Below are 20,628 nucleotides of genomic sequence, written 5' to 3'. Positions count from 1 at the left end.
CGCGCGCCGCGCCGGCCGGTCGACGGATCGATGTCGCCGAGAGCCACCGAGGGTTTCGGTCGCCGACCGGTGTTCAGCGCAAGGTGAAAGGGGTCTCGGAGGCGACGCGGGTCAGTTTTTCCGGGTTGCGGACGAAGTAGAGGCCGGTGATGTGGTCCTCTTCGATGTGGAAGGCCATGATGCCGTCGAGTACGCCGTCGAGGCTCAGTGCCAGTGCGGGGTGTCCGTTGATCAGGATGGTTTCGCAACTGAGTTCGGCTCGGACCTTGCCGGTGCCGCCGGTGATGTAGCGGACGACCTTCTCGGCGCCGATGACGGGCTGTAGTGCGGCGCGCTTGATGCCGCCGCCGTCGCTCATGAGGACCACGTGCGGGGCGAGCACGTCGAGCAGGCCTTGTGGATCTCCGGATTCGAGCGCGCGCTGGAACGCTTCCACCGATGCGCGGGCCTGGCTGGGCGATACCACCGAACGCGGGCGGCGGGCCTCGACATGGCGGCGGGCGCGGTGCGCGATCTGGCGCGCGGTCGGCGGGGTCTTGCCGACCGCGGCCGCGATCTCGTCGTAGGTGAGGTCGAAGACCTCGCGCAACACGAAAACAGCGCGTTCGGTGGGCGAAAGCGTCTCGAGGACGAGCATCATCGCCATCGACATGTTCTCGGCGAGCTCGACGTGCTCGGCCACGTCGGGTGTGGTGAGGATCGGCTCGGGCAGCCAGGGGCCGACATACGACTCCCGGCGGCGCTTCATCGTGCGAAGCCTGTTGAGCGACTGGCGGGTGACTATCCGGACCAGATAGGCGCGTTCGTCGCTCACCTGCTCTAGATCGGCCTTCACCCATCGCAGCCAGGCCTCTTGCAAAACGTCCTCGGCGTCGGCGGCCGAACCGAGCATCTCGTAGGCGACGGTGAACAGCAGGTCGCGGTGAGCGACGAAAATCTCGGTCGCATGATCGCTCATCTTCTCGACCCTTCCCTGGGAGTTGGCTGCGTTGGATCCGGGCCGTCAGCTCGTGAAAGGTTCGAGGGCGAACCGACCCCACGCGATGAACACCGCCACCGCGAGATACACCGAGTTCAGCACGACGAACTTGTACTCCCCCAGCCGGCCGTGCGTGATCATCGCGCCGACCATGAGCCCGACCCAGCACACGGCCGTGACCGGCACCATCACCGGGGCGATGCCGAGCACGGCGGGCAGGGTCAAACCGACCGCCGCCAAAATCTGCAAGACGCCCAGACCCTTGACGAAGCCGTCCCCGGCACTCGCCGTCCATTCCCCGCCAGGCGACGCGGCAAGCTTTTCCCGCGGAACGAACGCCTTGGTGATACCGCCGAAGAGGGCGAGCGCGGCCAACAGTGCCGTAGCGATCCACAGTGCGATGTTCATCGGAATCTCCTCCGTCTCTGATGTGTCGGCCAGAAGACACCGCGCAAGCGAACGTTGTGACAACCCGGTGACCCAGATCACTCTCCGGATGGGTGGCCGCATCCGGCGCCGTGTTGAGCGGCACATGACGGAGGGGATACTCGCGATTCGCCTCAACCATGCGCCACTCGATGGCGAGGGCAGTTCTTGGAGGCTGGTCAAGATAGCATCAGGGCCTGGCACTAGATCAGGACTGGAGATGCCTCGCAACAGACGTCCGCAGGATCGGGAAGAGAAGCGCGCGGAGATCGTGGTGGCTGCTCGGCGGTTGTTCGTCGAGGAGGGATACGACGCGGCATCGATGGCGCGGATCGCCCGCGACGCCGGAGTGGTGTCGAACACGCTGTACTGGTACTTCCGGGACAAGGACGCGGTATTGATCGCGGTCCTGGACGCGGTCCTGGCCGACTCGATGGCCTCCTACAGCGAAATGCTCGGCTCGGGGCTGGCTGATCGGCTGTTGTGGCTGGTCGAGGAATTGGAGCAACTGGGCCGGTTGGTCAGCACGGTGCACATGCGCGCCAAGGAGTCCGCGTCCATTCAGGAATGGCACGAGCAGTTCCACGCGCTGGCCGAGGGATTGTTCCGGGCAGAGCTGATCGAGCTCGGCGTGCCCGCTGACGAACTGGATCCGCTGGTCGCGATCGGCGTTTTCGTTGTCGAAGGCTTGCTGACGCATCCGACGGAGCAGGCCCAGCGGCGCGCGGTGCTCGAGACGTTGCTGAACAGCGCTAGCAGTCTGGCCGCAGCCGCCGACTGACTGCCCGCTCTCCGCACGTCCATCAGCCAGGGGCGACCTACTGCGTGTTGTGTGCGGTGTTGTCGAACTGTGTTGCCAGGAAATGGAGTTGGTCACGCACGGCGCGTTCGAAGTGCTCGCCCAAGTAGATGCCGAAGTGGTCGCAGGGGTAGTTCTGGACGTGCACGTGTGCCAGGCCCTGCGCGCGGCGCTTCGTGGTCTTCGCGGGCGCGGCCGCGTCGTTGTCGCAGACACACAGCAGCGTCGGAGTGCTGAAGCGAGCCAGCGCGCGACCGGGCCGATCGAGCGGGAGGTGCAGCACCAGCCGTGCGGCCAGGGCGTTGGCGGCATCGAATTGATCATCCGGGCCGCGCAATACACCCCATATGCTGTCGCGACCGACACCGGTCACGGGTTCTTCCCCACCGTCGATTTCGGTCAGCTCGATGTTCTTCGACACCTGAGCCCGCACCGACGGCAGCCGTTTCAACAACGCGCTGGTGCGCCGCGAGAGCCGGGTCCCCGCGGGCAGGAGTGCGGAAGCGCCGGCGAGAGCGTCGGGTGAGGCCACGAACGCGGGCATCCAGGACGTCCCCGCCATCGGCAACAGGATCGGCTTCGCGCCGAACCAGGAACCGACCGTGTCGAGGATGCCCGCCACTGTCAGCGCTACCACGCTCAGCGGGCCGGTCCGGATCCGCGAGCGCAACGACGCCGGTCCGTCGGTGAAGGGGCACTGGGCCACGACCGCCGCGATTCGGGTGTCTTCAGAGGCGACCTGAAGGACATGTCCGCCGCCGAAAGAGCTGCCCCACAACGCGATCCGGTCGACATCGACCTCCGGAAGTGTGCGTGCGAAGGCCAGGGCGGCATGCCAATCGGCGCGTTGCCGACCGATATCGAGGAGCTGGCGCGGTGCTCCGCCGCTGGCACCGAGGTGACGGTAGTCGAACACCAGCACCGACCACCCCGCGTCGGCGAACCGTTCCGCGTAGGCATCCAGGCGCATCTCCCGCACCGCCCCGAGTCCGTGCCCCATGATCACCATCGGACGCGGGCCGTTCAGGTCAGGCGCGGTGTACAACCATGCGGCGCACTCGTCCTGGCCGGAGGTGAACGAGACCTCACGCCGCCGCACCGCTACCGCCTGGCGCCGATCGGCCGGCCCACTGATTTCCATGACTCGCGTCCTCCCGCTTCACCACCACTCTTCTTGGACGCCATCCAAGAAGTGGATGGCGGTTACGGTAAAGACTTCTTGGACGTCAGTCAAGAAGGCGGCGCGGCTCACGGATCTGAGTGGGCGGCAACCCGGCCCTCCAATCGCGCTGTAATCGGCATTACCGAGCGCCTTCAGGTCATCTCCCCCAGCCGCGGCATGAACCATGTGACCAGCAAGATCCTGCCGCGATCTTGACTCGAAACACTCTCCTCATGCCTGAACTTGGATGCCGAAAGCGTTGGACGACACGGTCGGGACGCGAGTTCACCGAATGGTCGGTGCCAGCGATGCGCGCTAGGAGGTGAGTGTTACGGATCGCCGATGGCGGAGTGTGTCCGGCAACCATTGGCGACGCCTGACCTAGGCGATTATCCAATTCGCGAGCCTGCTCGCCTGCCGATCTCAAAAGACCCGCCCCGGTCAGTGGGACAGGCTGGGGTGGAGCCGATGACGGGAATCGAACCCGCGCTGTCTGCTTGGGAAGCAGAAGTTCTACCATTGAACTACATCGGCAGAGGCAGATGTGCCAATCGAGACTGTAGCAGAAGCCGCGCGCGGGGTGGGAAAAGTCCAGCTAGATGCCGGTGAGCTGGGCCGATGGGTCGATCAGGGCCGCTGGTTCCGGTCGAACTCCCCGCCCACTACGCCAGCGGTGAAGGCGTCCCACTCGCTGGGGGTGAACACCAGCGCCGAACCACCTGGATCTTTGGAATCGCGGACTCCGATCATGCCCCCTCGGAGGAACGCGACCTCGACACAATCGCCGTGGCCCCCGCTGTGGCTGCTCTTGAACCAGGACGCGCCTGCTAGGTGACCGATCACCCTCGTGCTCCCCTGGTAGTTACGGCCGGTCGAACTCTCCCTGTAGGACACCAGCGGTGAAGGCGTCCCACTCACTGGGGGTGAACACCAGCGCCGGGCCCATTGGATTCTTGGAGTCACGCATGCCGACATGTCCTCCTTTGAGGAACGCGATCTCCACGCAATCCTTGGATGGTCCGCTGCGCCGACTTTTGAACCAGTGAGCGCCGGATAGGTCAACGTCCACGGGCGTACTCCTCTGCAATCTCCAGGAACAGATTGCGGCTCTGCTCTCTGCTCAACGCTGAGCGTTCAATGTCGCTGAACGCCTTGCGATACTGTGCGACCTCTTCGCCTTTCTCCAGGTAGAGGTCCCCTGTGTAGCCCTCAACGTACACCACCGGCGGCTCGGTCAGATGGGTCGTTTTATGTGGGGGGAACTCGAGGATGGTGAACGCGCCGACGAAGAGGCCCGGATGTGTTCGGGCATCGATCGGAACGATGCGCACGGAGACATTGGGGCGACTGCCAACGCTCGCCAAGTGATGCAGTTGGGATTCCATCACTGCTGCACCGCCCACGGCATGCCTGAGCGCGGCCTCATTCACGATCACGTCCAAGTTGAGCGGCGCGGTCCTCGAAGTGATGCGGTCCCGCCGCCTCGAAGCGAGTTCCAGCCGGAGATTCACGTCCGCGGTGCTTATGTTCGGACGCTCCACCCAGATGAGCGCCTGGCGATATTCGGTCGTCTGCAACAGGCCAGGCAAAAGCGTGGGTTGGTAACCCACGAGACTCGAAGCGGCCTGTTCCAGTCCGACGAACAGGTCGAAGTCTTTCGGAATGGCGTCACTGTATGCATGCCACCAGCTCTTGTTTTGAGCCTCATCGCGCAGCGCCAGCAGGGCTGCTTTGGTCTTCTCGTCAGTGCCGTAGATCTTGCACAGATGCTCGATGAACAGTCGGTTGATCTTGACGGGTTGCCCGGTCTCCATGCGCCAGAAGGTCTGCTGTGAGACGCCGATCTCCTTCCGCGCTGTCTCCGAACTGACCCTCGCGTTGTCGCGGAGCGCTCGAAGCTGTCGAGCAAGCAAGCGGCGCGGGATGGTTGAGCCCGAACCTGCTTCAGCGGCCATCGTTCACAGTCCTAACTTTCACGACCGATTCTGGATTGCATTCTGCCTCCTATCTGGAAGTTGGCATATACATCTCCTGAAATTCGTTTAGGAAGCTTCCAGAACAGACCTTGCGGTGGTCTCCTGGAGCCAGCGGGGGATCGCGTCGCTGATCCCGCGTTTGGCGCACCCAACCACCGTCTTCGAAGTGAGCAGAGGTCTACTGATGGACGAAGGAGCGTTCGGGGACACCCTGCTGTCCCGCTGTCAGTACTACCGGCGGACCTGTGGTCTACCCGTCGTCATCGATCCGCCCGAACTGGGCCGGATCGTTCTTCGCGCGGGCAGCGTGTGGGGAGTCACGATGCCGACGCGGCTCGGTCAGTCGGTGAAGGCCTACTTGCACAACGGCGGGCACGCGATCGGGCCGATCGTTGGGCACCCACGCTCCGGCAGGTGGACTTTCCTGATTCGGCCTGACATCGACCTGAGCGACGTGAAGTTGTTCGCCGAGATGTTCCGCCTGGACGTCAACGTCGCGCGGACCGGAGCGAGCATCGCGCTGCCATCGCCCGCCGCGTCGGCGGAAGCGATCCGTCACTGGATAGTGCCTGCGCGCAATTCCTTTCGTCCCTCTGGACAAGTGGTCATCGCCGGCGTGCGCGCATGGTCGGATCAAGTACACGGGAGGCGGTCAGCTCGGTGGACCACGCCGGATGGCCGCTCGGCCAGGAGCGACCACTGATGGCGGTGAATGTCGCGGCCGTCGCCGCCGCCGTTTGGACAATGGCGTGCTACTTCGGCGGGATGAGGCTGTTGGTTCGCCCGATCGGCCGGAAGATGCCGGATCCCTGCTGCGTACAGTGCCTACGTCCGTGGTCGTCCATGACGACTGTCGTCGAGCGTCCGCAAATGGCGGAGAGCGTAAGGGCTCGGGTGCCGACGATCGGCGAGCGTCCCGCCGCTCCGCATCAGCTGAGCGCGATGGCGAGCTGAGATGGAGTACTCAGGGTGGTCGCGGATTCGCGCGATCGACGCGACCGATGGTTGGGTGCTGAGCGGCACGGCCGTCGACCACTGGCTGACCAAGCCATTCGACGGCGGACGTGCCGTCATCCGGGTCATCGATGCCGATGGCACCCTGCGTGTGTCGCTGGGCGACGCCCAGGGCAAGGTGATCCGCGCGTATCCCCAGGCGCCGAACGACATCGAGCATGCGAAAGAAATCGCGGAGTGCGGGATCGCGCGCTTGTTCCTGGGGATAGCCGAAGCGCAACGAGACGAGCCGCGTAGCCAACCGCCTCCGGCCGGATGATCACGGGCCGTGGGACGACTGCTCACCGCCCGCGTCCGACTTCGCGGCGGTCGAAAGATACCGAATCCGGCGCGGTGCCGTCCGGCTCTCGGCTCGGCAGGTGGTCCCTGGTCCCGCCCCGGGCCGGTACCAAATACCGATACCCCGTCAAGCAGAGGATGAGCCACAGCGCCCCGAAGCACCAGCCGCCGAGGACGTCGGTGGCCCAGTGGACGCCGAGGTAGATCCGCGACAGGCCGACCGCGAGGACGAACAGCGCGGCGGCGATCGCGGTCCAGGCGCGCAAGGCGGGGCCGTGTATGCCGGGGAGTGCGACGGCGAGGACGATGCCGACCACGACGAACGAGCCCATGCTGTGCCCGGATGGGTAGGCCTGGTTGGAGACGCTGATCAGATGTTCTTCGATGGGCGGACGGTCCCGGTCGGTCAGTCGCTTGCCGCCGCGCACGAGTAGCCCGCCGCCGAGCCCGGTGATCGCGACGAGCGCCGCCGTCGTCCAGCGCCGCCGCCAGGACAGGATCAGGCAGGTCACCGTGGCCAGGGCCGTCATGGCGAGTGTGCCGCCCAGCAGGCTGACCGTCACCGCGACCGGAGTCAGCGTGCCGTTGCGGTGCGCTACGGCCCAGTCGGTGATGCCGCGATCGAATCCGCCAGGACCGCGATTCCCGACCACACCTGCCGTGAGAGACGCGGCGCACACCACCAGCAATACGGTGAGCACCCGGATGGCGTTGCGAATGCGAAGGGAAGTCACCATTCCACAGTCCCACTTCCGCCGCCGGAAGGTAGCCAAGTCCGTTCCCCAGCTGGGACGACACCAGGACCGTGCTATCGATCGACCGGCGCGAGCGACCGGGTCGTACAGCGCGGCCCTCTTCGGGGTGCGCGTGACGTCAGCGACGCGCAGTCCTCGGCGGTACCCGGTGAGACGATCGGCCCGCGGGCGGTATCAGGCAGCCGCAGGCGTGCCGTAGTGGATGCGCGGCAATGCGCGGGGCGGTGGCTATCCGGCGGCGCGGTCGAATGTGGCGAGCGTCTTGCCGAGTCAGAACTTGCTGTAACCGCCGTCGATCAGCAGAGTGTCGCCGGTGTGGTAGGCGCTGGCGGGGCTGGCGAGGTAGACGGCGACGGATTCGAAATCGCTCGGCAGGCCCCAGCGGCGAACCGGGATTCTCGGGTGGACGCGTTCGCGGAAGCGGTCCCAGGCGAAGGCGTCCTCGGTCATCGGCGTCTCGACCCAGCCGGGCAGCACCGAGTTCGCGCGGATGCCGTGCTTGGCCAGCTCCACCGCGATCGAGTTGACCATGGCGATCAGCCCCGCCTTGCTGGCCGCGTAGGACTGCCCGCGCGGAACGCCCTGCTGGGCGGCGAGGCTCGCGGTGGCGACCAGGCTGCCGCCTTCACCCTGGGCGAGCATCGCCTTCGCCGCTTCGCGCAGCGTCACGAACGCCGCGTCGAGGTTGAGCGAGGTGACCCGGCGGAATTCCGCGAGATCGGTCTCCACGAAGGGGATGAACCCTTGGCTGACACCGGCGTTCACGAAGCAGGAGTCGATGCGGCCGAGTTCGGCGGCCGCGCGGCCGATGGTGTCGATCACCTGCTGTTCCTCGCCGACGTCGCAGCTCAGCGCGAGCACCCGCCCGCCGAAGGCGCGCAATTCGGCGGCGGCGGCCTCGTTGCGTTCGGTGTTGCGGCCGACCACACAGACATCGGCGCCGGCTCGCGCGAGCCCACGGGCGAACCCGAGACCGATGCCGGAATTACCCCCGGTGACGACGGCGACGTGGCCGGTCAGGTCGAACAGCGAGCCCTCGGTCATATGGTCCATCCCTTCGCTCACGGGCGGCGGCGCCCGAATGAATGCGAGGATATCGGTCTCTCCATATCACTGTGCGGCTGAGGAGCCCCGTCGAGCAGGCGCTACGCTCGTCGCGTGCTGCTTTCCGATCGTGACATCCGCGCGGAGATCGCCGCTGGGCGTCTCGGCGTCGAGCCGCTGCTGGAGAACCTGATCCAGCCCTCGAGCATCGACGTGCGCTTGGACCGGATGTTCCGGGTCTTCAACAACACCCGCTACACCCACATCGATCCGGCGCAGCAGCAGGACGAGCTCACCAGTCTGGTCGAGCCTGCCGAGGGCGAGCCGTTCGTGCTGCACCCCGGCGAATTCGTGCTCGGCTCCACCCTCGAGGTCTGCACCCTGCCGGACGACCTGGCCGGACGGTTGGAGGGCAAGTCCAGCCTCGGCCGCTTGGGCCTGCTGACCCACTCGACCGCGGGTTTCATCGATCCCGGCTTCAGCGGGCACATCACGCTGGAGCTGTCCAACGTGGCCAATCTGCCGATCACGCTGTGGCCGGGCATGAAGATCGGCCAGTTGTGCCTGCTCAGACTGACCAGCCCGGCCGAGCACCCGTACGGCAGCGCCGTGGCCGGCTCGAAGTACCAGGGTCAGCGCGGACCGACTCCGTCGCGGTCCTACCTCAACTTCCCGATTCCGGCCGCCGCGATCGACGCCGCCGAATCACGCTGACGCCGCCGGGTCCGCTTCGTCGACTGTGGGGGAGAAGCGGACCCGGCGGACGGCAGCGGGGAACTGACCGCGGAGGTGATCAGTCCCCGCCGCCCGCTCCCACCGCGAGCGCCGTTGTGAGGATGACGGACAGCGGTGGAAGCGTGTCACCGCGGCTCGGCGGGCTGACCCAGTAGCACCCTTCCCGGGTCCAGCGGCCGAGGCCGGTCGGCAACATCACGGCGCTGCCGACGGCGGGCAGGCCGATATCGAGCCGATTGAGCGCCTCGAGCACCTGTGGTCCCGGTCGGCTGTCGGGCTCGGCGAGGAAACTCCATCGGATCTGCCTGGCCAACATGGGACCCCTCGTTCCCTGTTGTTCCAGTGCGACGCGCACCTTTTCGGCACGTGCGGTCGGCAGGTGGACGACGCAAACGCGACCGGTGATCGGCAGCATGGCGAAACCGCCACGCTCGGTGACCGGCAGTCCGAACTCGTGCCGATAGAACGCCACCCAATCGTCCACGGTCCTGAGTTTCTCGACATTCACGGCGAACTCCTTGCCTTCCGCCTCAATGGTCCCGGCTCGCCGCATGATTCGGCATCCCCCGCCCGCCCGCCTTCCGCTGCCCTTCCGCTGCCTTTGATGCGGGCCGTATTTCACCTGTGGCCCCGCTCACAAACCGCTCGTACTCTGGTAGGAGTTCGTTCGGAAGGGATGACACCGTGGTCACGCATTGGTCAGGCAAAGAGGCCCGTGCCCTTCGCGATGCCAAGCGGATGAGCATCAGGGAATTCGCCGCCCATCTGGGTGTGCACGAACGCTTGGTGTCGAAGTGGGAAGCCGGAGGCGTCCGGGTCCATCCACGACCGATCAACCAAGCCGCTCTGGATACCTCACTGGCCAGGTCCGACGATGTGGTGCGGGCGCGGTTCGCGGCACTGATCGATCGGCCCGCGATCGATCGAGCCGTCCCGCCGGGTTTCGATGCGCAGACCGACGCCTCGGCGCGCGTTCACTATTCGAGCGACGCGGACCTTTTGGCTCTCATAGACGCCGGTGCGATGAGAGGTGCTGCGTTGGCAGCGATTTCGGAGAGGGATCTGATCATGGCGGCTGCCCACGAGGCCAGCGAGCACGCCGGCAAGGCCGAGAGCACCAATGTCGGTGCGAGCACGTTGGAACAGCTCGACGCGGATGTCGTGCGCATCGCGAACGATTACGTGCGCATCCCGCCGGTTCCGATGATGGTGGAAATGGTGCGGGTGCGGCGGCGGGTGTACCGGTTGCTGGAAGGCCATCAGCGGCCCGCCGACACCGGGCATCTGTATCTGTTGGCGGGCACGCTCTCGGGCCTGCTCGCCAACGCGAGTACCGACCTCGGCTACTACGACGCGGCGGGCGAGCAGGTCCGCGCGGCATGGGCCTACGCGGAGTTGTGCGGGCACAACGGACTTCGGGCCTGGACCCGCGGCATGCACGCGCTGATCGAATACTGGTCGCAGCGGCCGCGCCGGGCGGTCCAGCTCGCCCAGAGCGGGCAGGAGTTCGCCGAATCCGCGACCGCGCAGGTGCGGCTGCTCAATATCGAGGCGCGCATCTGGTCGGCGCTCGGCAGCGCCGCCGACACCGATCGCTGCGTCCGAGCGGCGGGCGACGCCCGCGAGATCGCCGCCACCGACACCCTGCACGACGAGGTGGGCGGCGTCTTCGGGTTCAACGACGCCAAGGCCAACTACTACGCCGGCGCCACCTACATCCACCTCGGTCAGGCCGAGCCCGCGCTCAGCGCCACCCAGCGGGCCATCGAGCTGTACTCCAACGGACCGTCCGAACAGCGCTCCTACGGCGCGGAAGCGCTCGCCAGGGTGGACTGCGCGGCCGCGCACCTGATCAACGGCAGCCTGGACGGCGCGGCCGAGGCGCTGCAACCGGTGCTCGGGCTCGACGAGGACAAGCGCATCGCGCAGCTCGAGGAGCGGTTGACCGGTGTGCGCAGGCGGATCGCGGCCCCGGCCTTCCGCGACTCGGTCGAGGCGCGCCGGTTGGACGAGCGGATCGAGGAATTCTGCGGCTCGACGGCGGCCAAGGGCATCCCACCCGTCGGTCCCCACTGAGTGACGCGTCACACCCGGCGGGGGCCGTCGCCGCCGTCGGGGGCGTGGCGGCCCGATCGGAGCTCGGCCAGGCGATTTATCCAGTTGCGACGGATGGCACCATGGGACGGGTGAGTCCTCATCATCCGCACCGCCCCCCGCGTGTTCTGGAGCAGTCCACGAAGCTGCAGAACGTCGTCTACGAGATCCGTGGACCGGTACACGCGCACGCGGCACGGCTGGAGGCCGAGGGCCACCGCATCCTCAAGCTCAATATCGGCAACCCCGCCCCGTTCGGGTTCGAGGCGCCCGACGTGATCATGCGCGACATCATCGCGGCGCTCCCGTACGCCCAGGGCTACTCCGAGTCCAAGGGCATCCTCTCGGCGCGGCGCGCGATCGTGACCCGCTACGAACTCGTGCCCGGTTTCCCCGAGCTGGATGTGGACGACGTCTACCTCGGCAACGGCGTCTCCGAGCTGATCACCATCACCATGCAGGCCCTGCTGGACAACGGCGACGAGGTGCTGATCCCCGCGCCGGACTACCCGCTGTGGACCGCGATGACCAGCCTGGCCGGCGGTACGCCGGTGCACTACCTGTGTGACGAGGCCAACGGCTGGCAGCCCGACATCGCCGACATCGAATCGAAGATCACCGACAAGACCAAAGCGCTGCTGGTGATCAATCCGAACAACCCCACCGGCGCGGTGTACTCCGCCGAAGTGCTCCAGCAGATCGCCGACCTGGCGCGCAAGCACCAGTTGCTGCTGCTCGCCGACGAGATCTACGACAAGATCCTCTACGACGACGCCAAGCACATCTCGCTGGCCACGGTGGCGCCCGACCTGCTGTGCCTGACCTTCAACGGGCTGTCCAAGGCCTACCGGGTCGCCGGCTATCGGTCGGGCTGGCTGGCGATCACCGGGCCGAAGGAGCACGCGGCCGGGTTCCTGGAGGGCATCGATCTGCTCGCCTCCTCGCGGTTGTGTCCGAACGTGCCCGCGCAGCACGCCATTCAGGTCGCGCTCGGCGGTCATCAGAGCATCGAGGACCTGATCCTGCCCGGCGGGCGGCTGCTCGAACAGCGCGACGTCGCCTGGGAGCGGCTGAACATGATTCCCGGCGTGTCCTGTGTGAAGCCGAAGGGCGCGCTCTACGCGTTCCCGCGGCTCGATCCGAACGTGTACGAGATCTACGACGACTCGAAGCTGATCCTGGATCTGCTGTTGCAGGAGAAGATCCTGATGGTGCAAGGCACCGGCTTCAACTGGCCGGACCACGACCACCTGCGGATCGTCACGCTGCCATGGGCCAGGGATCTCGCGGTCGCGATCGAACGGTTCGGCAACTTCCTGTCCAGCTATCGCCAATAGCGGGAAGGGCGGCGGCGGTCAATATAATCGCCCCGCTTCCGGCCTGGAAACAAACTCGACGTACGGATACCTGTCGGATTTGGCGACTGGCTAGCGCAAAAGAAGTACTTTTGTGTACAGTGGTCCTCGGCACTCTGAGTGCCTGGTCGGATTGCCTACCCCCCCTGGGCATATCCGGCCTCGGGTTAGGCCGCCTACCCCCCTGGGCCGCCTGCCCTGCGGGCGGCGGAGACATCCCCCTGCTCTCCGCCGCCCCCTCTAACTTCCTTTTTCTCCCGCGATCGGTCCGCATCGACCGTGTATCCGCTGTGTTCGGTAACCGCCGCGACGGTCTTGAAAATGAAATCCTTTAGGCTCGCTCCGGGCGCAAACACATCGGACAGGTAGGAGCGCGGTGAGCGACCACCACCACCATCATCACGATCATTCGGGACCGATCGCGATCGGCGCGACCGCGGCGCGCGTGGTCGTCGGGCTACTCACCGCGATCGGAATCGTCGTCGTCATCGGCGCGATCGTGCTGTGGCCGAGCAAGCAGCACATCGACATCCCGCTGCCGATGCAGAACGCGGGCGGCGGCGCGGTGCAGACCGAGGCGGGCACCGTGGTGCTCCAGGATGTGGGGCCGTGCGGCAGCCCGTCGCTGGGCAAGGTGTTCGTCGACCAACCCCAAGCGCCGCGCAACAACGCCTACACCTGCCAGCGCAGCCTGATCTCGATCGAGTCCGGACCGCACAAAGGCAACCGCACGCTGCTGGAGATCGCCCCCGGCCCAGGACAACCCGATCTGCACGCCGGTGACAAGCTCCGGCTGGTCCGCCAGACCGACCCGAGCGGGACGCCGCTGTATTCGTTCGAGGACTACTCGCGCGGGCTGCCGCTCACGCTGATCGCCCTCGCGTTCGTCGTGGTGATCATCGTGGTGGCGCGCTGGCGCGGCGTCCGCGCGCTGCTCGGCCTGGTGTTCGCCTTCGCGGTCCTGGTGCTGTTCCTGCTGCCCGCGCTGCTGGACGGGAAACCGGCGATCCCGGTCGCCTTGGTCGCGGGCTCCCTGATCCTCTACGCGGTGCTGTATCTGGCGCACGGGGTCAACCTGCGCACCAGTTCGGCGCTGCTCGGCACGCTGACCTCGATGCTGCTCGCCGCGGGGCTGTCCTGGCTCACCATCGAGATGACCAATCTGACCGGGCTTTCCGAGGAGCAGAACACCAACGTCGCCACCTACATCGAGCACGTCAGCATCACCGGACTGCTGCTGGCCGGGTTCATCATCGGTTCGCTCGGTGTGCTCAACGACGTCACGATCACCCAGGCGTCGGCCGCGTTCGAGTTGGCCGCGATCGACCGGTCCGCCTCCCGGCGGGAGGTTTTCGCCGCTGCCATGCGCGTGGGGCGCGATCACATCGCCAGCACCGTCTACACGCTGGTACTCGCCTACGCCGGTGGGGCGCTGCCGCTGTTGCTGCTGTTCAGCGTGGCGGGGCGGTCCATCCGCGACGTGCTGACCGGTGACGCGGTGGCCATCGAGATCGCGCGCTCGGCGGTCGGCGGTATCGCGCTGGCGCTGTCGGTGCCGTTGACCACCGGCATCGCGGTGCTGCTCGCCCGCCCGTTCACGACCAAGGAACCCACGCCGGCGCCGCGCCCGCGCCGCGCCCGGCACGCGCGGGTCTGAGACTTCGCCCGGCTCAGCGCTGCGGCGGCGGAGGGAAGGGAAAGACCTCCGGCGGGATCGTGGGGACCACGATCGGCGGAAGGCCCGGCACCACGATGGTGTTCGGGCCGGGCGGCGGCGGCGTCTCGCTGGTGGTCTGCCTGCGATTCGGCGGCGGCGCGGCGATGGATTCGTGCGCGGGTGACTCCGTGGTGCCCGGCGCGACCGCGACCTGCGGGTCCAAGCTGGTGGTGCGCGGTGTGGTGGTCGGCGACAGCGACGGCGATCCCTCGCTGGTGTGCGAATCGCGTTCCAGCACCTGCGGTCCGTAACCGAGACCGAGTCCGATCGCGGCGACCACGGCCAGCGCGCTCACGGTCAGCACCGCGCCGCTGATCTCGCGCTTGCCGCGCTGGGCCGGAGCCGACAGCCAGGCGGGTGACAGTTCGTCGTCCAGCAGGGCGCTCGCCGTCGGCGTCTCCTTGCGGACCGGTCTGGCCAGCAGCGCCGCGCCGCGCGCCATCACGGTCTCCGGGCTGTCGGGCACGATGACGGGCACGCCCATCCAGCGTTCGAGCACCTTGGCCACCAGCGGGATCCTGGCGCAACCGCCGATGGCGAGCACGCCGTGTACGGGGCGGTCCGAACGGACGATCACGTCGCGCGCCATCCGCGCCGACGACTCGATGGCCAGCATGATCAGCGATTCGAAGTTCTCCTGCGCGAGCAGGACCAGACCCTGCTCGCTCGGCAGCGCCACCGCGGTGTTGGTGGTCAGCTGCTCCTTCGCCTCCCGGCACAGCGCGTCCAGCGCGGCCAGGCCCGCGGCGTTCGGCGGGTGCGCGATCCGCCCCGAGGCGATCTGCTGCTCCCGGATCAACGAGTCGAGATAGTCGCCGCTGATGTCGCTGGTGCGCTCGCTGTGCCTGACCTCGCGGGTCTGCGTGTCGACCACGCTCACCGTCAGGCCCGAACTGCCCAGGTCGTAGACGACCAGCGAGGAGATGCCCCGGATATCGCCGGTGGCCTGCGCGAATTCGAGCGCGGCCGCGATCTCCGGCACGAGTTCGTAATTGGTCAACTGCTGGCGCGCCATGGCGGCGCGAATGGCGCGGGCGTGCTGCTCACTGCGGTAGGCGATCGCGGTGGCGCCGATACCGGGCGTGGCCTCCAGGGTGACGCCGATGGCCTCTGCAGCCAGCTCTTCCACGCTCTGGTCGACGACTGGAATGGTCTGCAGATCGAAGGAATGCGGGGAGACATGCCCGTGGGGGTTCGCGGTGTGTGGTCGCGCCATACGGACAGCGCCGGCCCCCACCGAAACTCCCAGTACCGAACTCATCAGCTGCCCATCTCGTTTCACACTGCACGACATGCGAGCCTGCACCATCCGTCGGCGGAGACCCGCTGGACGGACCCTACCGTCGGCGATCAGCTGTGCTTAAGGCAGGACTGGTCGTCTGTCTGGCAGTAGCCCGCCTCGCCCCGCAACTCTACGGTGTGCCGAGTCCCGCGTACACCCATCCGGCTGCTCTCCAGGTGGCACGATTGAGACAGTTCCTGCCGTCGATGATCGAGCGGGCACGCACCACCCGGTCGAGGTCGCCGGGGCGCAGCGCGGTGAATTCGTCCCACTCGGTGAGCACGAGCACCACGTCGGCGCGGTCGCACGCCTCGATGACCGAGGTCGCGTAGTTCAGGGTGGGGAACACTCGGCGCGAATTCTCCAGCGCCTTGGGATCGTAGACGGTCACCACGGCTCCGTGGAGCTGGATCATGCCCGCGACGTTCAGCGCGGGGGAGTCGCGCACGTCGTCGGACTCGGGTTTGAACGCCGCGCCGAGCACCGCGACATTGGCCCCGAGCAGTGAACCGCCGCAGGCGCGAGCGGCCATGTCGACCACCTTGGTCCGGCGGCGCATGTTGATGTTGTCCACCTCGCGCAGGAAGGCGACGGCGTGGTCGGCGCCGAGTTCGCCGGAGCGGGCCATGAACGCGCGGATATCCTTGGGCAGACATCCGCCGCCGAAACCAAGTCCGGCGTTGAGGAATCGACGGCCGATGCGCGCGTCATAGCCGAGGGCGTCGGCCAGCATGGTCACATCGGCGCCGGTCGCCTCGCACACTTCGGACACCGCGTTGATGAACGAGATCTTCGTCGCCAGAAAGGCGTTCGCGGAGACCTTCACCAATTCCGCTGTGGCCAGGTCGGTCAGCAGGAACGGGACTTCGGCGGCGATGAGGTCGGCGTAGACCTCGCGCACCAGATCCTCGACCCACCCGGCGGCATCACGGTCGCGGTCGACGCCGAGAACCAGCCGGTCGGGCCGCAGAGTGTCCCTGACCGCGAATCCTTCTCGGAGGAATTCCGGATTCCACGCCACTTCGACGTCGGTGGAACTCAGTGCGCGAGCGCGAGTTCCCAGCGCGGCCGCCGTGCCGACCGGAACGGTCGATTTGCCGATGATCACCGAGGGACGTTCCAGCAGCGGGGCGAGCGTATCCACCACCGCCCGCACGTATTTCAGGTCGGCGGCGTACTCGCCCTTCTTCTGGGGCGTGCCTACGCCGAGGAAATGCACGTCCGCGTGGTCGGCCGCCTCGGCGTAGGAGGTGGTGAACCGCAGGCGGCCCGCGTCGAGGTTGCGGCGCAGCACATCCTCCAGGCCCGGTTCGTAGAACGGCACCACTCCGTCGGACAGCTTCGCGACCTTGCCCGGGTCCACGTCCACTCCGATGACGTCGTGCCCGAGTTCGGCCATGCACGCCGCGTGCGTGGCCCCGAGGTACCCGGTTCCGAAGACTGTGCATCGCATGATCGATTGGTAAGCCCCGCCGGTGGACACGCCACGTCAGCGAGGCAAGGGTCCGGGCAACAGCAGATGTACATGCGGCTACATGGCCGAGGCCGGCGCCGTGACCTGGTGTTACGCCCGGCTAGCATCGGCATGGTGCGACGTCGTCGGTTGGTCTCTGCCGCGCTCGGCGCCGGTCTGGCGGTGGTTGTCGCCACGGTGGCGCTGTGGCCGGTCTACGTGCGTCCGCGGACCGATCCGCCCGCGCGGGCCGACGCCGTGCTCGTTCTCGGTGGAGCACACGACGGTCGCGAACAGCTGGGCCTGCGCTTGGCGCGCGAGGGGTACGCGCCGCGGGTGGTGTTCTCCAATCCCTATGAGCACAGCGCCATGCTGAACCGGATCTGTCACGGCGGCTACAGCTTCGAGGTGCTCTGCTTCGACCCGTCCCCCCGCACCACCCGCGGCGAGGGGCGCGAACTCGCCCGCCTCGCCCGCGCCAACAATTGGCACCGCGTCATCGTCGTAACCTTCACCCCGCACATCTCCCGAGCCCGCTATGTCCTGCAAAAGTGCTGGGCCGGAGAACTTCTCTTCACCGACCCCGAACCCACCCTCTCGGTCCCCCGGTGGGCTTACGACTACGTCTACCAATCGGTGGGCTACCTGAAGGCATTCTTCGAGGACTGCTGAACGCCGGACGTTTTGATAGCGCCTAGTAACAAATGTGATCGACGTCTCGATCTGATGCCCGTGCGCATCGACCGTCGATGCGTGAACGCGGATGAGGTCCTCGCGCTCGAAGGATGCGACCGGGAAGGGCCGGATGCAGGTGATGGATCGGAACTGGATCGTGGTGGCGCAGTCACCCGGGCCGGGAACGTTGATCGGAGAGGGGGAGGCCGTGCTGTCGGTGGTCAAGATCGGTGAATCCAGTCCCTGCGGCTGAGGTGCGGCGGCGATTGCTCGGCGCGGATGGACCGGTTGCCGGGCCTGTGCTGGGGTCCGGCCACCGTGCCGTCGGTTCGCCCCCTGGTGAAGAGTCTGCGGGCATATGACGTCAGTTTGACTCTGTAAAACAAACGGTCGTACATTCTCTCGCGTGGTGGCGGGATGGTCGCCACGGAAGCAACGGTGCACACCCTCTGGGAGGGCAGATGGATTACGACTGGTCAGCGGAGGATCTGGCGTTTCGGGACGAGGTGCGCGCATTCCTCGACGCGAAGCTCACGCCGGAGTTGCGGCGGGCCGGGCGCTTGGCGACGAGCGTGTATCCCGACCATGAGGCGAGCATGGAATGGCAGCGCATCCTGCACGAGCGCGGCTGGGCGGCGCCCGCGTGGCCGGTGGAGCACGGCGGATGCGACTGGAGCCTGACCCAGCACTACATCTTCCAGCGGGAATCGGCGCTGGCCGGCGCGCCGGCGCTGTCACCGATGGGCATCAGGATGGTGGCCCCTGCGATCATCGCGTTCGGCACCCCCGAGCAGAAGGCGTTCTATCTGCCCCGCATCCTCACCGGCGAGGTCTTCTTCTGCCAGGGCTACTCCGAGCCGGAGGCCGGATCGGACTTGGCCGCGCTGACCATGGCCGCCGTCGACGACGGCGAGGACTTCGTGTGCACCGGCAGCAAGATCTGGACCACCCACGCCACCGAGGCCAACTGGATCTTCTGCCTCGTGCGCACCTCGCGCACGGGTAAGAAACAGCAGGGCATCACGTTCCTGCTGATCGACATGACCGCGCCGGGCATCGAGATCAGGCCGCTGGTGATGACCTCGGGTGAGCAGGTGCAGAACCAGGTCTTCTTCGACAACGTGCGGGTGCCGAAGGCCAATGTGCTCGGCCGGATCGACGACGGGTGGACCGTCGCGAAGTACCTGCTCGTGCACGAGCGAGGTGGCGCGGCCGCGCCGTGGTTGCAGGTCATGGCGCAGGACATCGCCGCCAACGCGGCGCGGCAGCCAGGCCCGGACGGCAACCCGCTGATCGAGGACCGCGTGTTCGCGGCCAAGCTCGCCGATCTGCGGATCCGCACCGAGGTGCTGGAAATCCTGGAGTACCGCACCATCTCCGCGATGGCGCAGGGGAAGAACCCGGGCCCCGCCTCCTCCACACTCAAGATCCTCGGCACCGAACTCAGCCAGAAGCTCACCGAGTTGGCGCTGGAGGTCGCGGGACCGCGCGGTCGCGTCTACCAGCCGCACGCCACCAAGCCGGGCGGCCCGATCGCCCAGTACACGCCGCCCGCCGACGGCTACCACAGCGGCGCGGACTGGCAGGCCGTCGCGCCGCTGAAGTACTTCAACGACCGAGCGGGCTCGATCTACGCGGGCAGCAACGAGATTCAGCGAAACATCCTCGCCAAAGCAGCATTGGGACTCTGATGGACTTCACGCTTACAGACGAGCAGGAAATGCTCCGCTCCGCGATCGCCGGATACCTCGGCGCCCGCTACGACCTGGAGAAGAGCCGTGCGGCGGCGAAATCGGACGCGGGCTGGCAGCCCGCCGTCTGGCGCGGCTTCGCCGACGAACTCGGCATTCTCGGCGCGACCCTGCCCGAGCGGGTGGACGGCACCGGCGGCGGTCCCGTCGAACTCATGGTGATCGCCGAGGAACTCGGCCGCGCGCTGGTGGTCGAGCCGTTCGTGGACACGGTGGTGCTCGGCGCCGGATTGCTCGAGCGCTCCGGCGGCGAGCAGGCCGATGCCGTGCTGCGCCGGATCGTGTCCGGTGACGCGCGCGTCGCGTTCGCCGCGCTGGAACCGACGTCGGGAGCCACGCTGCACGACGTGTCGACCACCGCCCGCCGCGACGGCGACGCCTGGGTGCTCGACGGCGAGAAGACCGTGGTGACCAGCGCGCCGCTGGCCACCGATCTGCTGATCACCGCGCGCACGTCCGGCGATCGCCGCGACGAGGCGGGCATCTCGCTGTTCCGGCTGGAATTCGACGCGAGCGCTCCCCCCGCGGGCGTCGAGGTGCACGCCTACCGCACCATCGACGACCGGACGGCCGCCGATCTGGTGTTCACCGACTTGCGACTGCCCGCCGACGCGCTGCTGGGCACGGAGTCGGACGGTTGGAGCGTCATCGAGCCGACCGTCGCGGAGGCGACCGCCGCGATCTGCGCGGAAGCGGTCGGCTGCATGCGCAAAGTGCTGGCCGACACCATCGACTACGCCAAACAGCGCGAGCAGTTCGGTCAGCCGATCGGCAGCTTCCAGGCGCTGCAGCATCGCATGGTGGACATGTACATCGAACTGGAGCAGGCCATCGCGGCGGTCCACCTGGCCGTCCATTCCCTGCGCGCCTCCGCCGACGACCGGGCCCGCGCCGTCTCGGCGGCGAAGGTCACCGTCGCGCGGGCGGCGCGTTTCATCGGGCAGAACGCCGTGCAACTGCACGGCGCGATGGGCATGACCGAAGAGCTGGCCATCGGCCACTACTTCAAGCGGCTTACCGCGATCGAGCACGAATTCGGCTCGACGGACGAACATCTCGCACGCTACGCCGCACTGACCCGGCCATAGTCGCACGACGGCGCGCGCGGGTCGCTATCGGCCCCGCGCATCGT

At 67.2% G+C, this 20,628-nt stretch carries 21 protein-coding genes and 1 tRNA gene; 10 read left to right on the top strand and 12 right to left on the bottom strand.

Annotated elements, in window-relative coordinates; translation table 11 throughout:
- Positions 1-73: 73 nt before the first annotated feature.
- Both U3653_RS00880 and U3653_RS00875 read right to left on the bottom strand, forming a co-directional pair.
- On the bottom strand, positions 74-958 hold the full coding sequence (locus tag U3653_RS00880) for an RNA polymerase sigma-70 factor (RefSeq protein WP_195080883.1): 885 nt from the start codon (positions 956-958) through the stop codon (positions 74-76).
- 45 nt (positions 959-1,003) lie between these two features.
- On the bottom strand, positions 1,004-1,468 hold the full coding sequence (locus tag U3653_RS00875; protein WP_323124681.1) for a DoxX family protein: 465 nt from the start codon (positions 1,466-1,468) through the stop codon (positions 1,004-1,006).
- Between the two features lie 157 nt (positions 1,469-1,625).
- On the opposite strand from U3653_RS00875, the gene U3653_RS00870 reads away from it, so the two are divergent.
- Positions 1,626-2,186, top strand: coding sequence for a TetR/AcrR family transcriptional regulator (locus U3653_RS00870; RefSeq protein WP_195080882.1), 561 nt, complete (start codon positions 1,626-1,628; stop codon positions 2,184-2,186).
- A 37-nt stretch (positions 2,187-2,223) separates the two neighbouring features.
- Here the strand turns inward: U3653_RS00870 and U3653_RS00865 are convergent, their stop codons facing one another.
- From U3653_RS00865 to U3653_RS00845, 5 genes are all read right to left on the bottom strand, one after another.
- Entirely contained in the window at positions 2,224-3,345 is a 1,122-nt protein-coding gene (locus U3653_RS00865; RefSeq protein ID WP_195080881.1) for an alpha/beta hydrolase, read from the bottom strand.
- A gap of 481 nt (positions 3,346-3,826) precedes the next feature.
- A tRNA-Gly gene (locus U3653_RS00860) sits at positions 3,827-3,900 on the bottom strand.
- 93 nt (positions 3,901-3,993) lie between these two features.
- A complete protein-coding gene (locus U3653_RS00855; protein ID WP_195080880.1) occupies positions 3,994-4,209 on the bottom strand; it encodes a DUF397 domain-containing protein in 216 nt (71 codons plus the stop codon).
- 19 nt (positions 4,210-4,228) lie between these two features.
- Positions 4,229-4,435, bottom strand: a complete 207-nt coding sequence (locus U3653_RS00850) for a DUF397 domain-containing protein (RefSeq protein WP_195080879.1) — start codon at positions 4,433-4,435, stop codon at positions 4,229-4,231.
- Positions 4,425-5,321: a helix-turn-helix domain-containing protein gene (locus U3653_RS00845; protein WP_195080878.1), complete on the bottom strand. Its 897-nt coding sequence runs from the start codon at positions 5,319-5,321 to the stop codon at positions 4,425-4,427. Before U3653_RS00845 ends, U3653_RS00850 begins: the two co-directional genes overlap by 11 nt.
- A gap of 187 nt (positions 5,322-5,508) precedes the next feature.
- On the opposite strand from U3653_RS00845, the gene U3653_RS00840 reads away from it, so the two are divergent.
- Together U3653_RS00840 and U3653_RS00835 are read left to right on the top strand one after the other, a co-directional pair.
- A complete protein-coding gene (locus U3653_RS00840; protein ID WP_195080877.1) occupies positions 5,509-6,045 on the top strand; it encodes a DNA-directed RNA polymerase subunit beta in 537 nt (178 codons plus the stop codon).
- Positions 6,046-6,351: 306 nt separating this feature from the next.
- The gene (locus U3653_RS00835) at positions 6,352-6,615 is read left to right on the top strand and encodes a hypothetical protein (RefSeq protein WP_195080876.1); all 264 of its coding nucleotides are present in this window, start codon (positions 6,352-6,354) and stop codon (positions 6,613-6,615) included.
- 22 nt (positions 6,616-6,637) lie between these two features.
- On the opposite strand, the gene U3653_RS00830 is transcribed toward U3653_RS00835, so the two are convergent.
- Together U3653_RS00830 and U3653_RS00825 are read right to left on the bottom strand one after the other, a co-directional pair.
- Positions 6,638-7,372 (bottom strand): phosphatase PAP2 family protein, encoded by a 735-nt coding sequence (locus tag U3653_RS00830; RefSeq protein WP_195080875.1) that lies wholly within the window; start codon positions 7,370-7,372, stop codon positions 6,638-6,640.
- A gap of 288 nt (positions 7,373-7,660) precedes the next feature.
- Complete coding sequence (locus tag U3653_RS00825) at positions 7,661-8,434, bottom strand: SDR family NAD(P)-dependent oxidoreductase (RefSeq protein ID WP_039804349.1); 774 nt, start codon at positions 8,432-8,434, stop codon at positions 7,661-7,663.
- Positions 8,435-8,548: 114 nt separating this feature from the next.
- Here U3653_RS00825 and dcd point away from each other — a divergent pair, with 114 nt between their 5' ends.
- Positions 8,549-9,148 (top strand): dCTP deaminase, encoded by a 600-nt coding sequence (dcd, locus tag U3653_RS00820; protein WP_067796475.1) that lies wholly within the window; start codon positions 8,549-8,551, stop codon positions 9,146-9,148.
- Positions 9,149-9,227: 79 nt separating this feature from the next.
- Here dcd and U3653_RS00815 read toward each other — a convergent pair whose 3' ends face one another.
- On the bottom strand, positions 9,228-9,677 hold the full coding sequence (locus U3653_RS00815; protein WP_195080874.1) for a hypothetical protein: 450 nt from the start codon (positions 9,675-9,677) through the stop codon (positions 9,228-9,230).
- Between the two features lie 116 nt (positions 9,678-9,793).
- Between U3653_RS00815 and U3653_RS00810 the strand changes: the two genes are divergently transcribed.
- The 3 genes from U3653_RS00810 to U3653_RS00800 all read left to right on the top strand — a co-directional run bounded on the left by U3653_RS00810 (position 9,794) and on the right by U3653_RS00800 (position 14,275).
- Entirely contained in the window at positions 9,794-11,245 is a 1,452-nt protein-coding gene (locus U3653_RS00810) for a helix-turn-helix domain-containing protein (protein ID WP_494338306.1), read from the top strand.
- Positions 11,246-11,346: 101 nt separating this feature from the next.
- Positions 11,347-12,600, top strand: a complete 1,254-nt coding sequence (locus U3653_RS00805) for a pyridoxal phosphate-dependent aminotransferase (RefSeq protein WP_195080872.1) — start codon at positions 11,347-11,349, stop codon at positions 12,598-12,600.
- Positions 12,601-12,994: 394 nt separating this feature from the next.
- Positions 12,995-14,275, top strand: a complete 1,281-nt coding sequence (locus U3653_RS00800; RefSeq protein WP_195080871.1) for a YibE/F family protein — start codon at positions 12,995-12,997, stop codon at positions 14,273-14,275.
- Positions 14,276-14,288: 13 nt separating this feature from the next.
- On the opposite strand, the gene U3653_RS00795 is transcribed toward U3653_RS00800, so the two are convergent.
- Complete coding sequence (locus U3653_RS00795; protein ID WP_323124685.1) at positions 14,289-15,596, bottom strand: DUF7159 family protein; 1,308 nt, start codon at positions 15,594-15,596, stop codon at positions 14,289-14,291.
- Positions 15,597-15,747: 151 nt separating this feature from the next.
- Positions 15,748-17,070: a UDP-glucose dehydrogenase family protein gene (locus tag U3653_RS00790; protein ID WP_195080869.1), complete on the bottom strand. Its 1,323-nt coding sequence runs from the start codon at positions 17,068-17,070 to the stop codon at positions 15,748-15,750.
- Positions 17,071-17,205: 135 nt separating this feature from the next.
- Here U3653_RS00790 and U3653_RS00785 point away from each other — a divergent pair, with 135 nt between their 5' ends.
- The 3 genes from U3653_RS00785 (at position 17,206) to U3653_RS00775 (ending at position 20,584) form a co-directional block, all read left to right on the top strand.
- Positions 17,206-17,742, top strand: a complete 537-nt coding sequence (locus tag U3653_RS00785; RefSeq protein WP_435406539.1) for a YdcF family protein — start codon at positions 17,206-17,208, stop codon at positions 17,740-17,742.
- A 464-nt stretch (positions 17,743-18,206) separates the two neighbouring features.
- The gene (locus U3653_RS00780; RefSeq protein WP_195080866.1) at positions 18,207-19,436 is read left to right on the top strand and encodes an acyl-CoA dehydrogenase family protein; all 1,230 of its coding nucleotides are present in this window, start codon (positions 18,207-18,209) and stop codon (positions 19,434-19,436) included.
- The gene (locus U3653_RS00775) at positions 19,436-20,584 is read left to right on the top strand and encodes an acyl-CoA dehydrogenase family protein (RefSeq protein ID WP_195080865.1); all 1,149 of its coding nucleotides are present in this window, start codon (positions 19,436-19,438) and stop codon (positions 20,582-20,584) included. The genes U3653_RS00780 and U3653_RS00775 overlap by 1 nt, the downstream gene beginning before the upstream one ends.
- The last annotated feature ends 44 nt before the right edge of the window (positions 20,585-20,628 follow it).

This window comes from Nocardia implantans (assembly GCF_035544775.1).
Taxonomy (GTDB): domain Bacteria; phylum Actinomycetota; class Actinomycetes; order Mycobacteriales; family Mycobacteriaceae; genus Nocardia; species Nocardia implantans.
This window is presented reverse-complemented; position numbering and strand designations above follow the sequence as displayed.

What these genes read in the sequence shown, in the direction of transcription:
- U3653_RS00880 (WP_195080883.1), bottom strand. Translation starts at nt 958, where the DNA reads ATGAGCGATCATGCGACCGAGATTTTCGTCGCTCACCGCGACCTGCTG.
- U3653_RS00870 (WP_195080882.1), top strand. Translation starts at nt 1,626, where the DNA reads ATGCCTCGCAACAGACGTCCGCAGGATCGGGAAGAGAAGCGCGCGGAG.
- U3653_RS00865 (WP_195080881.1), bottom strand. Translation starts at nt 3,345, where the DNA reads ATGGAAATCAGTGGGCCGGCCGATCGGCGCCAGGCGGTAGCGGTGCGG.
- U3653_RS00845 (WP_195080878.1), bottom strand. Translation starts at nt 5,321, where the DNA reads ATGGCCGCTGAAGCAGGTTCGGGCTCAACCATCCCGCGCCGCTTGCTT.
- U3653_RS00830 (WP_195080875.1), bottom strand. Translation starts at nt 7,372, where the DNA reads ATGGTGACTTCCCTTCGCATTCGCAACGCCATCCGGGTGCTCACCGTA.
- U3653_RS00825 (WP_039804349.1), bottom strand. Translation starts at nt 8,434, where the DNA reads ATGACCGAGGGCTCGCTGTTCGACCTGACCGGCCACGTCGCCGTCGTC.
- U3653_RS00805 (WP_195080872.1), top strand. Translation starts at nt 11,347, where the DNA reads ATGGGACGGGTGAGTCCTCATCATCCGCACCGCCCCCCGCGTGTTCTG.
- U3653_RS00795 (WP_323124685.1), bottom strand. Translation starts at nt 15,596, where the DNA reads ATGAGTTCGGTACTGGGAGTTTCGGTGGGGGCCGGCGCTGTCCGTATG.
- U3653_RS00790 (WP_195080869.1), bottom strand. Translation starts at nt 17,070, where the DNA reads ATGCGATGCACAGTCTTCGGAACCGGGTACCTCGGGGCCACGCACGCG.
- U3653_RS00780 (WP_195080866.1), top strand. Translation starts at nt 18,207, where the DNA reads ATGGATTACGACTGGTCAGCGGAGGATCTGGCGTTTCGGGACGAGGTG.
- U3653_RS00775 (WP_195080865.1), top strand. Translation starts at nt 19,436, where the DNA reads ATGGACTTCACGCTTACAGACGAGCAGGAAATGCTCCGCTCCGCGATC.